This is a genomic window from Streptomyces sp. SS7, from assembly GCF_037993025.1.
Lineage (GTDB): Bacteria > Actinomycetota > Actinomycetes > Streptomycetales > Streptomycetaceae > Streptomyces.
Genome location: NZ_CP141223.1, coordinates 1942601 through 1957549 on the forward strand (window position 1 = coordinate 1942601; position 14949 = coordinate 1957549).

General features: G+C 71.2%; 15 protein-coding genes and 1 pseudogene. 8 read left to right on the forward strand and 8 right to left on the reverse strand.

Translation table 11 applies throughout. The annotated features are described in order from the left end of the window. Positions 1-14: 14 nt before the first annotated feature. Entirely contained in the window at positions 15-470 is a 456-nt protein-coding gene (locus tag U5640_RS08690; RefSeq protein WP_340375208.1) for a VOC family protein, read from the reverse strand. A 156-nt stretch (positions 471-626) separates the two neighbouring features. Here U5640_RS08690 and U5640_RS08695 point away from each other — a divergent pair, with 156 nt between their 5' ends. The 4 genes from U5640_RS08695 (at position 627) to U5640_RS08710 (ending at position 4923) form a co-directional block, all read left to right on the forward strand. After that, entirely contained in the window at positions 627-1925 is a 1299-nt protein-coding gene (locus U5640_RS08695) for an aromatic ring-hydroxylating dioxygenase subunit alpha (protein WP_340375209.1), read from the forward strand. A gap of 29 nt (positions 1926-1954) precedes the next feature. Beyond that, positions 1955-2746, forward strand: a complete 792-nt coding sequence (locus U5640_RS08700; protein WP_340375210.1) for an SDR family oxidoreductase — start codon at positions 1955-1957, stop codon at positions 2744-2746. Positions 2747-3318: 572 nt separating this feature from the next. Next, positions 3319-4536 (forward strand): PEP-utilizing enzyme, encoded by a 1218-nt coding sequence (locus U5640_RS08705; RefSeq protein ID WP_340375211.1) that lies wholly within the window; start codon positions 3319-3321, stop codon positions 4534-4536. Between the two features lie 72 nt (positions 4537-4608). Then, positions 4609-4923, forward strand: a complete 315-nt coding sequence (locus tag U5640_RS08710) for a putative quinol monooxygenase (protein WP_340375212.1) — start codon at positions 4609-4611, stop codon at positions 4921-4923. A gap of 89 nt (positions 4924-5012) precedes the next feature. Here the strand turns inward: U5640_RS08710 and U5640_RS08715 are convergent, their stop codons facing one another. From U5640_RS08715 to U5640_RS08735, 5 genes and pseudogenes are all read right to left on the reverse strand, one after another. Continuing rightward, a complete protein-coding gene (locus tag U5640_RS08715; RefSeq protein WP_340375213.1) occupies positions 5013-6038 on the reverse strand; it encodes an NADP-dependent oxidoreductase in 1026 nt (341 codons plus the stop codon). Positions 6039-6042: 4 nt separating this feature from the next. Further along, complete coding sequence (locus tag U5640_RS08720) at positions 6043-6258, reverse strand: transposase (RefSeq protein ID WP_340375214.1); 216 nt, start codon at positions 6256-6258, stop codon at positions 6043-6045. A gap of 7 nt (positions 6259-6265) precedes the next feature. Continuing rightward, positions 6266-6403 (reverse strand): hypothetical protein, encoded by a 138-nt coding sequence (locus U5640_RS08725; RefSeq protein ID WP_340385698.1) that lies wholly within the window; start codon positions 6401-6403, stop codon positions 6266-6268. Positions 6404-6476: 73 nt separating this feature from the next. Then, a pseudogene (locus U5640_RS08730) lies at positions 6477-6593 on the reverse strand (hypothetical protein); the annotation flags it as partial. Further along, positions 6578-7984 carry an aromatic ring-hydroxylating dioxygenase subunit alpha gene (locus U5640_RS08735; protein WP_340375215.1) on the reverse strand — a complete coding sequence of 469 codons (1407 nt, stop codon included), beginning with the start codon at positions 7982-7984 and terminating at the stop codon, positions 6578-6580. The pseudogene U5640_RS08730 and the gene U5640_RS08735, both read right to left, overlap by 16 nt. 385 nt (positions 7985-8369) lie before the next feature. On the opposite strand from U5640_RS08735, the gene U5640_RS08740 reads away from it, so the two are divergent. The 4 genes from U5640_RS08740 to U5640_RS08755 all read left to right on the forward strand — a co-directional run bounded on the left by U5640_RS08740 (position 8370) and on the right by U5640_RS08755 (position 13334). Next, positions 8370-9512, forward strand: a complete 1143-nt coding sequence (locus tag U5640_RS08740; protein WP_340375216.1) for a substrate-binding domain-containing protein — start codon at positions 8370-8372, stop codon at positions 9510-9512. Positions 9513-9701: 189 nt separating this feature from the next. Further along, a complete protein-coding gene (locus U5640_RS08745) occupies positions 9702-11156 on the forward strand; it encodes a sugar ABC transporter ATP-binding protein (RefSeq protein ID WP_340375217.1) in 1455 nt (484 codons plus the stop codon). 1 nt (position 11157) lies between these two features. Next, entirely contained in the window at positions 11158-12294 is a 1137-nt protein-coding gene (locus U5640_RS08750; RefSeq protein ID WP_340375218.1) for an ABC transporter permease, read from the forward strand. Continuing rightward, complete coding sequence (locus U5640_RS08755; protein ID WP_340375219.1) at positions 12291-13334, forward strand: NAD(P)-dependent alcohol dehydrogenase; 1044 nt, start codon at positions 12291-12293, stop codon at positions 13332-13334. The genes U5640_RS08750 and U5640_RS08755 overlap by 4 nt, the downstream gene beginning before the upstream one ends. Positions 13335-13369: 35 nt before the next feature. Here U5640_RS08755 and U5640_RS08760 read toward each other — a convergent pair whose 3' ends face one another. Next, positions 13370-14167, reverse strand: coding sequence for a ThuA domain-containing protein (locus tag U5640_RS08760; RefSeq protein ID WP_340375220.1), 798 nt, complete (start codon positions 14165-14167; stop codon positions 13370-13372). A gap of 3 nt (positions 14168-14170) precedes the next feature. Then, positions 14171-14935: an SDR family oxidoreductase gene (locus U5640_RS08765; protein WP_340375221.1), complete on the reverse strand. Its 765-nt coding sequence runs from the start codon at positions 14933-14935 to the stop codon at positions 14171-14173. Between the last annotated feature and the right edge of the window lie 14 nt (positions 14936-14949).

The following is a 14949-nucleotide window of genomic DNA, read 5'->3' on the forward strand; positions in this document are numbered from 1 at the left end:
ACTGAACAGTGTCTCTAATTACTACGCCTCGCCCTCGGCTCGTCGCCGCGCTCGTCCACCAACTCCACGACGTTGCCCTCCGGATCCACCCAGAAGCTGATCCGCCGACCGCCCGCACGGACGACGACCGGGTCCGACAGGGGCCGGGCACCCGCGCCCGGGAGGGCCGCCACGATCGGCTCCATGTCGTCGACATGAAAGGTGAGATACGACAGTCCCGGCCGCCCGGCGGACCAGGGCTCCGCACGCGTCGACACCGGCGCCGACCGGGGCAGGATCAACTTGACGCACCCTCCGGAGGGCACCCGCAGCCAGGCGACGGCCAGCTCGCCGCCCAGCCCGGCCGGACCCCCGACGGACTCCGGCACGCGCGAGCGGCGCTCGGCGCGGCAGCCGATCACCTCGCAGTAGAAGCGCTCCATCAGGGCGAGGTCCCGCACCACCACACCCACCTCGAACGGTCGCGTCATGACCGACACACCCACCCCCACGGGACACCGAGCGGCGACTTCGACACTTACTATTGACAGACCACACTAAGTCCTGTTGCAGTTTCGGACACAGCCCAGCTGTCGCGTTCCGAAGCCGGCCACCGGCTCGCGGCTGGGAGGATTGTGAGGAACATCGTGGTCCAGACCAGTTCACCGCAGATTCGGGAAACAGCGACCGAGCGCAGGTCACCGGCCTCCGCCTCGTCCACTCCCGAGTACTCGTCGTGGATCAGCCAGGACCGGTCCACCGACCCCGCGTCCGTGGCGATGCGGCGGGAGGCGGCCGAACTCGTCGAGCGGGTGATGGCGCATTACCGCGACAACACGACGCACGAGGCGGACGGCCAGTGGACGGAACCCGTGGCCAACTACCTCGACGCCGGCCGCTGGCAGCGTGAGACGGACGCCGTCCACCGGAGCGTCCCGCTGCCGCTCGCGATGTCGTGCGAGCTCCCCGGGCCGAACACCTACAAGGCGATCGACGTGCTCGGCGTTCCGGTGCTGATCACACGCGACCGGCAGGGTGCCGTGCACGCGATGATCAACGCCTGCCGGCACCGCGGCGCCCGGCTCCTGGAAGCCGGGTGCGGTGTGTCCAAGCGGCTCACCTGCCCGTACCACTCCTGGTCGTACGACCTGGCCGGGGAGCTGCGGGGTGTGTACGCGGAGAAGACCTTCGGCGAGGTCGCGCGCGAGGGACGCGGTCTGGTGCGACTGCCGGCCGGGGAGCGCGCGGGGATCGTCTTCGTGTCGCTGGACCCGGCCGCCGAGCCGGACCTGGACGCGTGGCTGGGCGATCTGCGGCCGCTGCTGGAGGGCCTGCGGCTCGCGGAGTGCCACCACTACGCCACCAGCGAGCTGACCAGTCCCAACTGGAAGGTCACCCTCGACGGGTATCTGGAGACGTACCACTTCGCCTCGCTGCACCCCAAGACCGTCTTCGAGACGAACCTCTCGAACATGATGGCCCACGACACCTGGGGCCCCCACCAGCGCATCGCACCCGCCCTGCGCCCCATCGCGCAGGCGAGCGAGCTGCCGCCGGACAGGCGGGACCCCGGGGACTGCGTCGGGCCCATCTACTGGCTCTTCCCGGGCCTCGCGATCGCCGGCGGCTGGCGCCAGAAGATCGCCGTCTCCCTGGTGCTTCCCCGGACGGCGACCGAGTCGGTGACCCAGCAGATCATCCTGCTGCGGGAACCGGCGGTCACCGAGGAGGAACGCCGGGCCGCCGACAGGTTCGGCGCCTGGTTCCACGAGGTGGTCCGCGACGAGGACTACGCGACCACCTACGGAGTCCAGCAGAGCCTTGAAGCCCTCGCCGGGACCGACTTCGTCTTCGGACGCAACGAGCCCGGACTCCAGCACTTCCACCGCACCATTCACCAGCACCTGGACAGAGGCGCCTCAGCAGCCCCCCGAGCCGCCAGGTGAGCAACCAACAACACTCGCGGGAGAACACCATGGTGGCTACGGGCAGCCTCGACGGACGTGTCGCGGTGATCACGGGCAGCACGCGCAGCATCGGACGCGCCATCGCCGAGGCCTTCCTGGCCGACGGCGCCACGGTCGTCATCAGCGGACGCAGCGAGATCAAGGGCAAGCAGGCCCTGGAGGAGCTGGACGCCGGGGACCGGGCCGTCTTCCACCCCTGTGACGCGAGCAGCCAGGAGGACATCGAGTCCCTCGCCGACTTCACCGCCGAGCGGTTCGGCCGGCTCGACATCTGGGTCAACAACGCGGGCGGCACCCAGGGCTTCGCCCCGGTGCACGAGCTCAGCGACGAGGCCTGGAACCACGCCCTGGCCTTCAACCTCAACGCCTACTTCTACGGCACCCGCCGGGCACTGCCGAAGATGCTCGCCGGCGGCTGGGGCCGGATCATCAACATCTCCTCGGTGGAGGGCAAGCAGGCCAACAAGCCGGCGATCAGCCACTACATCACCAACAAGCACGCCATCCATGGACTGACGAAGGCCACCGCCTTCGAGTACGGCACCCAGGGCATCACCTGCAACGCCATCTGCCCCGGCGCCGTCGACACCGACCTGATGCGTGCCGCAGGCCCGGCCGCCGCCGAGGCCGAGGGCATCAGCTACGAGGAATGGCTCAGCCGCTTCGCCGAGCACGCAGCGACGAAGAAGATCACCACGGTGGAGCAGATCGCGGCTGTCGCCTCGCTCCTCGCGAGCGACGCCGGAGCGGGCATCACCGGGGCGCTGATCAGCGTCGACGGCGGCACGGCGCAGTGGTAGGCGCCGGACGGACAGGGGCAGGCACGGGTACGGACAGCGGGAGAACTCCGTCATGAAGAGCTGGATCACGGACTGGCAGCGCAGTGAGCGGCTGCCGCACTACACCCGGGCCAACGCGGGCGAGACCCTGCCGGACCCCGCCAGCCCGTTGGGCTGGACCCTGGTCTGGGGGCGCGGTCTGCAGGGCTGGCGACGCGGTTTCGTCGGGTTCGGCATCTACCGCGAGGAGGAGGTGGCCGGCCCCCGGCCGCCGTTCGTCGGCATGTTCGGCGGCCACTTCTACCTCAACCTGTCCCACATGCGGCTGTTCGGCATCCGGATGGGCCAGACCGCGGACCAGATCGACGCCGCCTTCGTCGGCCAGCGCTCCGACACTCCGGTGTACGTGGCGCACCCGGACGACCAGGACGAGGAGCTGACCGGCAAGGCGGGCGCGACACTGCAGCGGATGCTCGGCCAGGCCGGCTTTCCCGAGGCCGACGCCGACCGGGTCCGGCTGCGCGCCCTGCGCCGCTCCCGACCCCGACCTGACGCGGCTGTCCGACGCCCAACTGGTCGCTCACGCACGGTCGTTGCTGGACGAGGTGGAGACGACCTTCCAGCGGCACGTCGAGTCGTCACTGCCCGCCTCCGTCGGACCGGCGATCCTCGGCCCGCTGTGCGCGAGCGTGGACCGCCCCGGCGCCCTGCTCGACCTCATCGGCGGTCTCGGCGACGTCGACTCCGCCTCCCCCTCGACCGGGCTGTGGACGCTGTCCCGCCAGGTGGCGGCCTCGGCCGAGCTCAGCGCCCTGTTCGACCGGGGCCCGGCCGCAGTGGAGCAGGCGCTCGGCACCGCGACCGGCGATGTGAAGGCGTTCCGTGACTCCTTCGAGGAGTTCCTGGCGGAGTCCGGCGACCGCGGCCCCAACGAGTGGGACATCCACGCGCTGTCCTGGGAGGCGGCGCCCGTCCAGGCGCTGGCCCTGGTCGACCGGATTCGGCACAGTCCCGACGACTCCTCCCCCGCCGCCCGCCAGAAGCGGCTGACGGAGGGGCGCGAGCGCACGGCCGGGGAGATCCGGGCCGCGCTGCCCGAGGAGACCCAGCCCATGTTCGACGCCGGCATGCACGCCTCCCAGGTGTGGATCCCGGCCCGCGAGCGCACCAAGGCCAACTGCGTCACCGTCGTCAACGAGATCCGCATGGCCGTACGGGAACTCGGTCGCCGCGGCGTCGAGGCGGGGCTGTTCGCCCGGCCCGAGGACGTGATGATGCTGCTGGACACCGAACTGGACGACTATGTCGCCGCTCCGGAGTCCTTCGGCCCGGTGATCGCCCGGCGGCTCGAGGAGTACGCGGGTCTGTACGACCTGGAGCCGCCGTTCTTCGTCGCCGACGACGCCCGGACCGCGGTCGACACCTGGCCGCGGCGCGCGGAGGAACGGACCTCGGCGGCCGTCGAGGGCGATGTCCTCACCGGCGTGGGCGGCAGCCACGGCACGTACACCGGCAGGGTGCGGGTGGTCACCGACCCGGCCTCGTGCGAGGCTCTGGAGCCCGGTGAGGTGCTGGTCGCGCCGATCACGGACGCGGCCTGGACCCCGCTGTTCCTGGTCGCCGGGGCGGCCGTCGTGGACGTGGGCGCCCTCAACAGCCACGCCGTGGTGGTCTGCCGCGAGCTGGGCATCCCGGCCGTGATCTCCGTCGAGAACGGGACGCGACGGCTGCGGGACGGCATGGTGATCACGGTGGACGGCGACAAGGGCACGCTGACCGTGGACAGCGTGCCGGCCGCACTCGGCCTCTGAGGAACGCGTGGGCCCGCCGCTCCCCCTGACGGAACGGCGGGCCCACGCCCGTGACCACGAAGGGAACACACCATGGCAGGGGAAGTCGTCGTCGCCGGCTGGATGGACTACGAACCCGGCGACCGCGCCACCGTGCTGAAGGCCCTCGTCGAGCTGGGCCGGCGGACCCGTGAGGCGGAACCCGGCTGCCTGGACTACGCCATGACCGCCGATCCCGACGGCGAGCGGCGCATCCGGGTGTTCGAGCACTGGGCCTCCCAACAGGCCCTGGACGAGCATTTCGCCACCCCGCACATGAAGGACTTCCGGGCGGCCGTGGCGGGGCTGACCCGGGTCGGGGTCTCCCTGACGGCCCACACCGTCGCCGAGTCACGCCCCATGCGCTGAAACGCCTGAAGCGGCGCCCCATCTCCGGGGACGCCGCTTCAGGCGTTCGATCCGTCAGTCGTCAGTCGTCAGTTGTCAGTCGTCAATCGTCAATCGGCCAGCCGCACCAGCATCTTGCCGACATTGCCGCCGCCGAGCAGGGACAGCAGCGCCCCCGCGGCGTTCTCCAGACCGTCCACGACCGTCTCGCGCGCGGTGATGCGGCCTTCGGCGAGCCAGCCCGCGACCCGCCGCTCGAACTCCGGCCGCAGGTCGTCGTGGTCGCGGACGATGAACCCGGACAGCGTCAGCCGCTTGAGGACCGCCTGGATCAACTGGTTGATGTCCACGGTCCGCCGCTCGCCCCCGAACTGCGACATCATGCCGCACAGGGCGACCCTGCCGCCGGTCCGCAGCGCGTGCAGGGCGGCGGCGAGCTGCTCTCCGCCGACGTTGTCGAAGTACACGTCGATGCCGTCGGGTGCCATCCGCGCCAGCGCCTCGCGCACCGGCTCGGCACGGTAGTCCGCCGCAGCGTCGTAGCCGAACTCCTCGACCAGGAGCGCGCACTTGTCCGGTCCGCCGGCGGTGCCGACGACACGGTCCGCGCCCAGCAGCCGCGCGAACTGGCCGGCGGCGGTGCCGACGGCGCCGGCCGCAGCCGACACGAGGACGGTGTCACCGGGACGCAGCTGCGCGATCCGGGTCAGGCCGACGTAGGCGGTGAAGCCGGTCTGGCCGAGCAGCCCCAGCCAGGTGGGCAGCGGGGCAAGTCGCGGGTCGATGCGCGCCGCGCCGTCGGTGTCCGCCCCGTTCAGTACCACCCGCTCCCGCCAGCCCAGCTGGTGACGGACGAAGGCGCCCTGCGGAACGGCGGGACAGCGGCTCTCCTCCACGACACCGAGGGCCCGCCCGTCCAGCGGTGAACCGGGGGTGAAGTTGTGCGTGTAGTGCTTCTCGGTGGTCTCCAGCCGTCCGCGCATGGACGGGTCGACGCTCATGTAGAGGTTCCGGACGAGGACCTGTCCCTCGCCGAGGGGCGGCAGCGGGCGTTCCTCGACGGCGAAGTCACCGGCGACCGGTTCCCTCACGGGCCGGCGCTTCAGGCAGACGACCCGCGTGGTGCGCGAGGGCACGGCGTCACCCCTCCTGCGGGGGCGCCGTGCGCCGCTGGGCGAGACGGCCGACCCAGCCGGCCATCTGGAGATCGGCGTGGCGCAGTTCGCCCGACTGCCAGCGCGCCTGGAAGTCGAAGACACCCCGCGCCCCGGTCTCGGGGTCGGTCACCTCGACCAGTCCGTCCTCGGTGAGCCGGTACACATGCCCGGTCAGCGGGTGGATCACTTGCTTGGACATCGGGGCCTCACTCCTGCACTCGGCGGCGCACGCCGCGCTTGGTCACGGTCACCGGGCCCTCGACCCGGAGCCGGCAGGCGAGCCGGGTCAGGCCGTCCACCGGTCTGCGCAGGGCCTCGATGCCCTCGCGTTCCAGCGGGCCCACGGGGGGAACAGTTCTCGACGCCCTCCTCCACCTGGACGAAGCAGGTGCGACAGGTGCCCTTGCCGCCGCAGACGGTGGGCCAGCGGTAGCCGAGGCGCCCAGCGGCGGTGAACAGGTCCTCGCCGTCGAGTACGTCGAGTTCGGCGCCCAGGGGCCTGACGGACACCCGGTGGGTCACTTCTCCATCCACTGGTCGAGCGTCCGGTTGAAGTGGCGGATGCGGCTCTCCTGGTAGTTGGCGAGCGTGATGCCCGGCTTGCGCATCGCCTTCAGCCCCTGCTGGACGTAGGGCAGGTTCTCGCAGTCCTGGTCGAAGACGGGCCCCAGCACACCGAGTTCGGGGATGTCGGCGAAGAGCATGTCCTGCGGCACCCAGCGGATCTTCGCCGGGGGCGGCATCTCGCCGGGCTGCTTCGGGGAGGACATGAAGATGATCTCGGCGGTGCAGGAGTCGGGGTCCAGGCCGTGGGGCCGGAACCGGTAGATGATGTTGGACTTGGCGCCGCCCCAGGGGTTGAAGTTGGGGAACAGCAAGTAGTTGATGGCGTCGAGCAGTTCGGTGTCCGCGGTCTGCGAGAAGTCCTGCGTCGAGGTGGCCGCGAGCTGCTCGCGCATCCGCTCCGCGAGGACGTGGCGGGCGGTGCCGCCGGGCGGGATCGCGGGGAGTTCGTCGCCCTCCTGCCGTACCAGGTCACGGCCCTGGGCGGCGGAGTAGAAGGCGCGCGAGTCGTAGAAGGTCTCCAGGACGTCCTCCTCCGTGACGGAGTCCGCCACGTGCGGGCTGGGCGCGCCCTGGATGTTGATCATCCGGTTCCAGTTCGGCTGGTCCGCCATGACGTCGTACTGGGAGTTGGCGTCGGCGAGCCACGGCAGCATCTGCGGGTGTGTGGCGATGACATGGAAGGACTCGATGAACGCGTCCTGGGCGACCTTCCAGTTGCAGGGCAGGACCTTGGCGATGTGCAGCGACTTGTAGCGGTTCTCCAGCGGCCAGACGTAGTAGTCGTCGAAGGTGCCGCGGTAGCTGTCGAAGGACTCCGCGTACGGGTCCATGTTGATGAAGACGAAGCCGCGCCAGGTGGCGACCCGGGCCTCGGGAAGGGCGAACTTCTCGGGGGTGACGTGCGGAAAGTCCCAGGCGCAGGGCGGGGTCTGCATCGTGCCGTCGAGGTTCCAGGCGAAGCCGTGGAACGAGCAGCGGAACTCGCTCACGTTGCCGCCGCCGGTGCGCAGTTTGCGTCCGCGGTGCAGGCACACGTTGACGAAGGCGCGGATCTCGTCGGGGGCCGTACGTACGACGATGAGCGAGTCGTCGCCGATCTCGTAGACCTCGTGGTCGCCGACCTCGGGGATCTCGCTCTCCAGGCAGGCGAACTGCCACACGCGCCGCCAGACCTGCCGCATCTCGCGTTCGGCCCACTCACGGGAGGTGAAGCGGGCGGTGTCGATGTCCTCGCTGCCGAGGGGATCGTTCCGCTCGAACCTCAGGGCGGCCGGGACCGGGCGGCTGTCCTGGTCGAGGTAGTCCTGGACGCTGGGCCCGGGGCACCGCGCGGTACCCAGCTCCGATGTTTCGTCCATCATCTCTCCTCCGGCAGAAACTTTAGAGTGAGTGTAGTTACGGCTTGCAGTGCGGAGCAACACCCTCGACCGCGAATCAGGACGGCATCGGCCGAGGTCAGCACGGAATGCGGCGAGGGGTGCAGAAATTTCTTGACACTTCCCCTCCCCAAGGGCGCTGCGGCGTGTCACACTCCGAGCCACTCGAGGCTGTAGTGCCTCATAAGTTTCTCCGATCCGGGACGGTCTTCGGCCGGCCCGGTGCCAGCGCCGCGGGGACCTCCCCGGCGGCCCGCGCCGTACCCCACGCCGGCGATCGACGCACCCTCAGATCTGTCGCCGTGCCGTTCCGCCCCGCGCCGCGGGTCACGGCAGCCCAGGCGCCACACCACGGGAGTTCTCAACGATGAGTTCCAGACCCGGTCGCGCGGTCCGCCGCGCCCTCACCGCGATCGTCCCCGCCGCCGCCCTGCTCACCGTGACGGCGTGCGGGAGCGGCACCACTCCGGCCGCCGGCTCCTCGCAGGCGGCCGCACCCGGCTCCCCCGGCCTGACGGCGGCCCGCACCGCTCTGAAGACGTACGCGGAGCGCCCGGCCGCGATCTCCGTCACCCAGCCCGTCGGCAAACCCGTCCCCAGGGGCAAGAAGATCGACTTCATCCTCTGCGGCGTCCAGTCCTGCAAGGACCTCGCCGACTTCTTCACCCGGGCGGCGGGGCAACTCGGCTGGAAGGTGAAGCAGATCGCCACCCAGGGCACGCCGGAATCCGTCCAGGCCGCCTACGAGCAGGCCGTCCGCGACCGGCCGGACGCCGTGGTCGCCTCCGGCTTCCCGCGCGCGGTCTACAGCAAGCAGCTGGCACAGCTGAAGGCAGCCGGCATCCCGGTCGTCCAGTCGAACGCCGACGACGTCGTGGGCGACGGCATCTCCCTGCTCAAGAACGGGCCCAAGGACGTCGGTGTCCAGGGCCGGATGCTCGCCTCGTGGGTGGTGTCGAACAGCGGTGGCAAAGCGGACACCGTGTACTTCGATCTGCCGGCCTACACGATCCTCAAGCCCGTCAAGGACTCCTTCGCGGCCACCTACAAGCAGTGGTGTGCCGGTTGCGCGCTCGACAACGTCGACGTGCCGATCACCGCGGTGGGCAAGGACATGCCGGACCGCGTGGTGTCCTATCTCCGGTCACACCCGAAGGTGACCCATGTCGTCTTCTCCCTCGGCCTGCTCAACGTGGGCGTGCCCGCCGCCCTGAAGACCGCCGGCATCACCGGCAAGCACATCGTCGTCAACGTCGGCGACGCGCAGAACTACCAGTACATCCAGAGCGGTCTCACCGACGGCGCGATGGCACTCAACTCCCACGAGACCGCATGGCTCCAGGTCGACGCGCTGGCCCGGCACTTCACCGGCCAGTCCATGGCCGTCGACCAGAAGGCGGCCCTGCCCAACATGCTCGTCACCAAGGACAACCTGCCCTCCGCCGACGGCGACTTCCCGATCGTCGAGAGCTACGAGCAGCAGTTCAAGGCGCTCTGGGGCCTGAGTTGACCCGGCCGACCGCCGCCGGCCCGAGCCGGCGGCGGCACCCCTCCCACGCGGGGACGGAGGGCCGTCGTGACTGACATGTCGTCAAGGACTCGCTCTGACACGGACGGTGCGGTCCGGCAGACGGACCGGCCGATACTGCGGGTGGCCGCTCTGTCGAAGAGATTCGGCGGAACCCAGGCACTGACCGACGTGGATCTCGAGGTCGCACCCGGCGAGATCCACGCCCTCATCGGACCCAACGGCTCCGGCAAGTCCACCCTCATCAAGATCCTCGCCGGCTACCACCACGCGGAGCCCGGTGCGGTGGCGGAACTCGACGGCGAACCCTTCGACCTCGGCCACGCCACCGCCTCCCGCCACGACCGGCTCCGCTTCGTCCACCAGGAACTGGGCCTGGTGGGCGAGTTGAGCGCCATCGACAACCTGGCCCTCAGCCACGGCTTCGCCCGCACGGCCCTGGGCAACGTCGACTGGCCGGAGATGTCGAGGCGGACGAGCGCCCTCGTCGAACGGTTCGGCGTCGACATCGACGTACACCGTCCCCTGGCGAAGGCGACCCCCGTCCAGCGCACGGTGGTGGCCATCGCCGCCGCGCTCCAGGGCTGGGAGGGCGGCCGCGGTGTCCTGGTCCTCGACGAGCCCACCGCCGTGCTCCCGCCCGGCGAGGTGGCCCGTCTCTTCGACATCGTGCGGGAGATCCGTGACGCCGGCGCCGGCGTCCTGTACGTCTCGCACCGCATGGACGAGATCTTCGCGCTCGCCGACCGGGTCACCGTCATCCGCGGCGGGCGCCGCGTCGCCACCCGACCGGTCGCCGACCTCACCCCCCGCTCCCTCACCGAACTCATGGCGGGCGAGGACACGGGAACCGCGACCGGCACGGACCACCGTCCGGCGCGCTCCTCCCGTCCCACCCCGGCCGTACTGGAGGTACGCGGTCTGCGGGCCGGGCCGCTGCGAGGAGTCGACCTCGACCTGGCCCGGGGCGAACTCCTGGGCATCACCGGCCTGGTCGGCTCCGGGCACGAGATCGTGCCCTACGCGGTGTGCGGCGCCCGTACCGGACCGGTGAGCGGCCGGCTGCGGCTGCCGCAACGCTCCGACCGATGGACCGAGGCGCGCGACGCCGACATGCTGGGCCTGCCCATGGTCCCGGCGGACCGGGCGACCGAGGGAGTCATCGGCGACTTCTCGGTCGGCGAGAACCTCACCCTCCCGCTCCTGCAACGCCTGCGCGCGAGGATCGGGCTGCTGCCCCGGCGCCGCGAATCCGCCCTGGTCGAGGAGTGGATCCGGCGGGTCGGGGTGCGCACGGCCGGCCCCGGCGCCCGGATCACCACCCTGAGCGGCGGCAACCAGCAGAAGGTCGTCATGGCCCGCTGTCTGGCACAGCGCCCGCCCGTGCTGGCGCTGTGCGAACCCACGGCCGGCGTGGACATCGCCACCCGCCTGCAGCTGTACGACCTGATAGAGCGGCAGGCCGAGGAGGGCATGGGTGTCATCGTCTGCTCCTCCGACACCCAGGACCTGCTCGCGCTGTGCACCCGTGTCCTGGTGGTACGGGACGGCCGGATCGCCCGGGAGATCAGTGGCCGGGACATCACCGAGCGCGCGCTCGTGCACGCGATGGAAGGAACCGAGTGACATGACATCGACCCCGACCCGGGCGGTGGAACGCCCGCCCACCGCAGCGCGGAGGTCCGCACCGTTCCTCCGGGGGACACCGGTCCGACGGGCCGCGGCCGCCTGTTCGTTCCGGAACATCGGCGCCGTGTACGTGTGGCTGGTCATCGTCGTGATCTTCTCCGTCTGGGCGCCGGACACGTTCCCGACCGTCATCACGGTCAAGCAGGTACTGAACGGCAACGCGGTGGCCGGCCTGGTGGCACTGAGCGTCGTACCGCCCCTGGCCGCGCGCGTCTTCGACCTGTCGGTCGCCTACACCATGTCGCTCACCAGCGTGCTGACCGCCCGCTTCCTGGTCTCCGCCGGACTCGGTCCCGGCGTGGCCGTCGCCCTGGCGATGACGGCCGCACTGCTGGTGGGAGTCGTCAACGGGATCGTGGTCGTGTTCCTGCGCGTCGACTCGTTCATCGCCACCCTGGCCACCGGGGCGCTGATCCAGTCACTGATCACCATGGTCACCGACGACAGCTCCATCACCGGTGTGCAGTTGCTCGCCAAGCCGTTCGCGAGCGTCGCCCAGCTCGACGCCGGAGGCATCACGCTGCCGGTGCTGTATCTGCTGCTCGCCGCGCTGACCATCTGGTTCCTGCTGGAACACACCGCCACGGGACGCCGGTTGTACGCCACCGGCTTCAACGCCGACGCGGCCCGGCTGCAGGGCGTGCGTACCGACCGGCTGCGTTTTCTGACCCTGGTGGCCTCCGCGCTGCTCTCCGGTTTCGCCGGCGTGGTCTTCGCGTCCTCGGTCGGTTCCGGATCACCCACCGCGGGCACCCCGTATCTGCTGTCGGCCTATGCCGCCGCCTTCGTCGGGGCGACCCAGCTGCGCGCGGGCCGCTTCAACGCCTGGGGCACCGTCCTCGCGGTCCTCCTGCTCGGGACCGGTATCACGGGACTGGGGCTCGCCACCAGCGCCCAGTGGGCCGCCAGCCTGTTCACCGGCTCCGTCCTCATCGTGGCGCTGGTCCTGACGGGTGGCCGGCTCACCCTGCCCGCCGTTCTGCGCCGCCGGAGGGGAAGCCACTCGCGTGTCGGCTCCGAGGCTCTCTCGGACGGCGACGCCCTGCCCGCTGTCGACAAGGAGACCGAACAATGAAGGCTGTGCAGTACCGGAGGGTCGGACAGGCCCCCGAGGTCGTCGAGGTTCCCGAGCCCCGACCGGGGCCGGGGCAGGTGCTGTTGAAGGTGACCGCGGCGGGGCTGTGCCACTCCGACCTGGCCGTCATGGGGTGGCCCGAGGAACAGTTCCCCTACGCGCTGCCGATGACGCTCGGCCACGAGGGCGTCGGCACCGTCGCGGCGGTGGGCAGCGGGGTCACCGCGGTCGCGGAAGGCGACGAGGTGGCGGTGTACGGGCCCTGGGGCTGCGGGCAGTGCCCCCAGTGCGCGGTGGGCAAGGAGAACTGCTGCCCGCATGCCGCCGGGCTCGGCATCCTGCCGCCGGGACTCGGCTCTCCGGGTGCGCTCGCCGAGTACATGCTGGTGGACTCGCCCCGCCATCTCGTGCCCCTGAACGGACTGGACCCGGTACAGGCCGCCCCGCTCACCGACGCGGGGCTGACGCCCTATCACGCCATCAGGAAATCGCTGCCCAAGCTGGTCCCGGGCAGCACGGCGGTGGTCGTCGGAGTCGGCGGCCTGGGGCACCTGGCCGTGCAGTTGCTCCGCGCCCTGACACCGGCCACGGTGGTGGCCCTCGACGTGAACAAGGAGAAGCTGGAGCTGGCCCATGCCGTCGGCGCCCACGAAACGCTGCTCTCCGACGTCGCGGCGGCCGCACGGGTACGGGAGCTCACCGGCGGGATCGGGGCGGAAGTGGTCCTGGACTTCGTGGGCGCCGAGGCGACGCTCGCCGTGGCCGCGGCCGCGGTGGCCGTGGAGGGCGACGTGACGATCGTCGGCCTCGGCGGAGGCACCCTGGCGGTCGGCTTCGGCGGCGGGCTGCCGTTCGAGGTCTCCGCCTCGTTCCCCTACTGGGGCAGCCGCCGGGAGCTCATGGAGGTGGTCGAGCTGGCCCGACAGGGGGTGGTCTCCTCGCACGTGGAGACCTTCACACTCGACGAGGTGCCCGCGGCGTACGAGCGTCTGCACGCCGGTGACATCAGCGGCCGGGCGGTGGTGCTGCCGCAGGCGTGAGCCGCCCCCGCGCAGGGCCGGCGCCCGAGTCCGACTCAGGCGCCGGCCCGCTCCTGCGCGGGGCCGCGACCGGTCACCGCCCGTTCCACGCAACGCCCGAGGACCGTCAGGAACTCCGGCGTCTCCCAGGGCCCGCGGTCCACCCGCCCGGTGTCGACCACACCCAGGTCCTGCATGTCGTGACGGCCCCGGCAGTGACCGAGGGTGAAGTAGCAGACCTCACCGAGACCGTGCCGCTTGAGGTACAGCACCGGTCGGGGCGCGCGGTCGAGGGCCGCCGTGTCTCCCTCGGCGAAGCCACGGCAGGGCCCGGTGTACTCGGCGTGCAGCAACACCTCCAGCTCTCCGTGCAGTTCGCAGACGTACAGCTCGTCGGTGACCGTGAACGGGCCGATCCCGGCGACCAGCGGATGGCCGGGATCGGTGACGCGCACCTCGTACGGCTCGATCGGCGGGTGGGCCAGGAACTGGCTGCCGAGCACCTGAGCCAGTTCCCCGAGGAGCCGCGGGGTCGTGAACTCCCGTGTCCCGCCGTGCGCTGACGGCTCGATCACGGCGTTGGTGCCGTGCAGGGCGAGCCAGCGGCCACCCCGCTCGACCATCCGGGCGAGCGCGGCCCGCTGCGCCGGGCGGGGCCGGACGTCGCAGGTGTAGGTGACCAGCAGGTCCGCCCGGTCGAGGGCGTCCACACAGTCGTAGTCCTGGTGGACGGTCGTGCGCACCCTCGGATGCTGGGCGAGCAGTTCCAGCAGCCGGAGCCGCGCGTGGTCGAAGTCGTGCCAGCGGCCACCGCACACGAGTACGGCGTCCAGGCGGCCTGCCGGGCCCGCCACGGCTCAGTACTGGACGCGGGTGAGCAGCCCGCCGTCCACCACGAGGTTGACCCCGACGCAGAAGGAGCCGGTCCGCCCGAGCAGGAACGCCACCGCCGCGGCGACGTCCTCCGCGGTGCCGTAGCGGCCGATCGGAAGCTTGGCGAGCACCTCCTCGTAGACCTCCGGACGGCTGGTGCGGATGGTCTCCCAGGCGCCGCCGGGGAAGTCGATCGGGCCGGGCGAGACGGTGTTGACGCGGATGCCCTTCGGTGCGAGGGCGTGGGCGAGCGCGGAGGCGTGCTGGACGACGGCCGCCTTGAGCGCGGAGTAGGAGTTCGCCCCGGCCGGACGCGCGGTGTCGGAGGCGTTGGTGGTGCCGATGGCCACGACGGCGGCCCGGTCGGAGGCCTCCAGATGGGGCAGGGCGGCCTCGACGAGTCCCGCGAACGGGATCAGGTCTCCGCGCAGGCTGGCTTCCCAGGACTCGGGGCCCTTCACATTGCCCGCCGACACGTTGGACACCAGCAGGTCCAGACCGCCGAGTGCGCCGGCCGCCCGCTCCACGAAGCCGGCGAGGGCGGCCGGGTCGGTGACGTCGACCGCCGCCTCGAACACGGTGGCACCCTCGGCGCGCAGTTCGGCGGCGGTCTTGGCCAGTCCTTCCTCGCCCCGGGCGCACAGTGCCAGGGCGCAGCCCTCGGCCGCCAGTGTCGCGGCGACCGCCCGGCCTATGCCCCGGCTCGCACCGGTCACCAGCGCCTTGGCGCCCGTCAGTCCCAGATCCATCGATGTCACTCCTC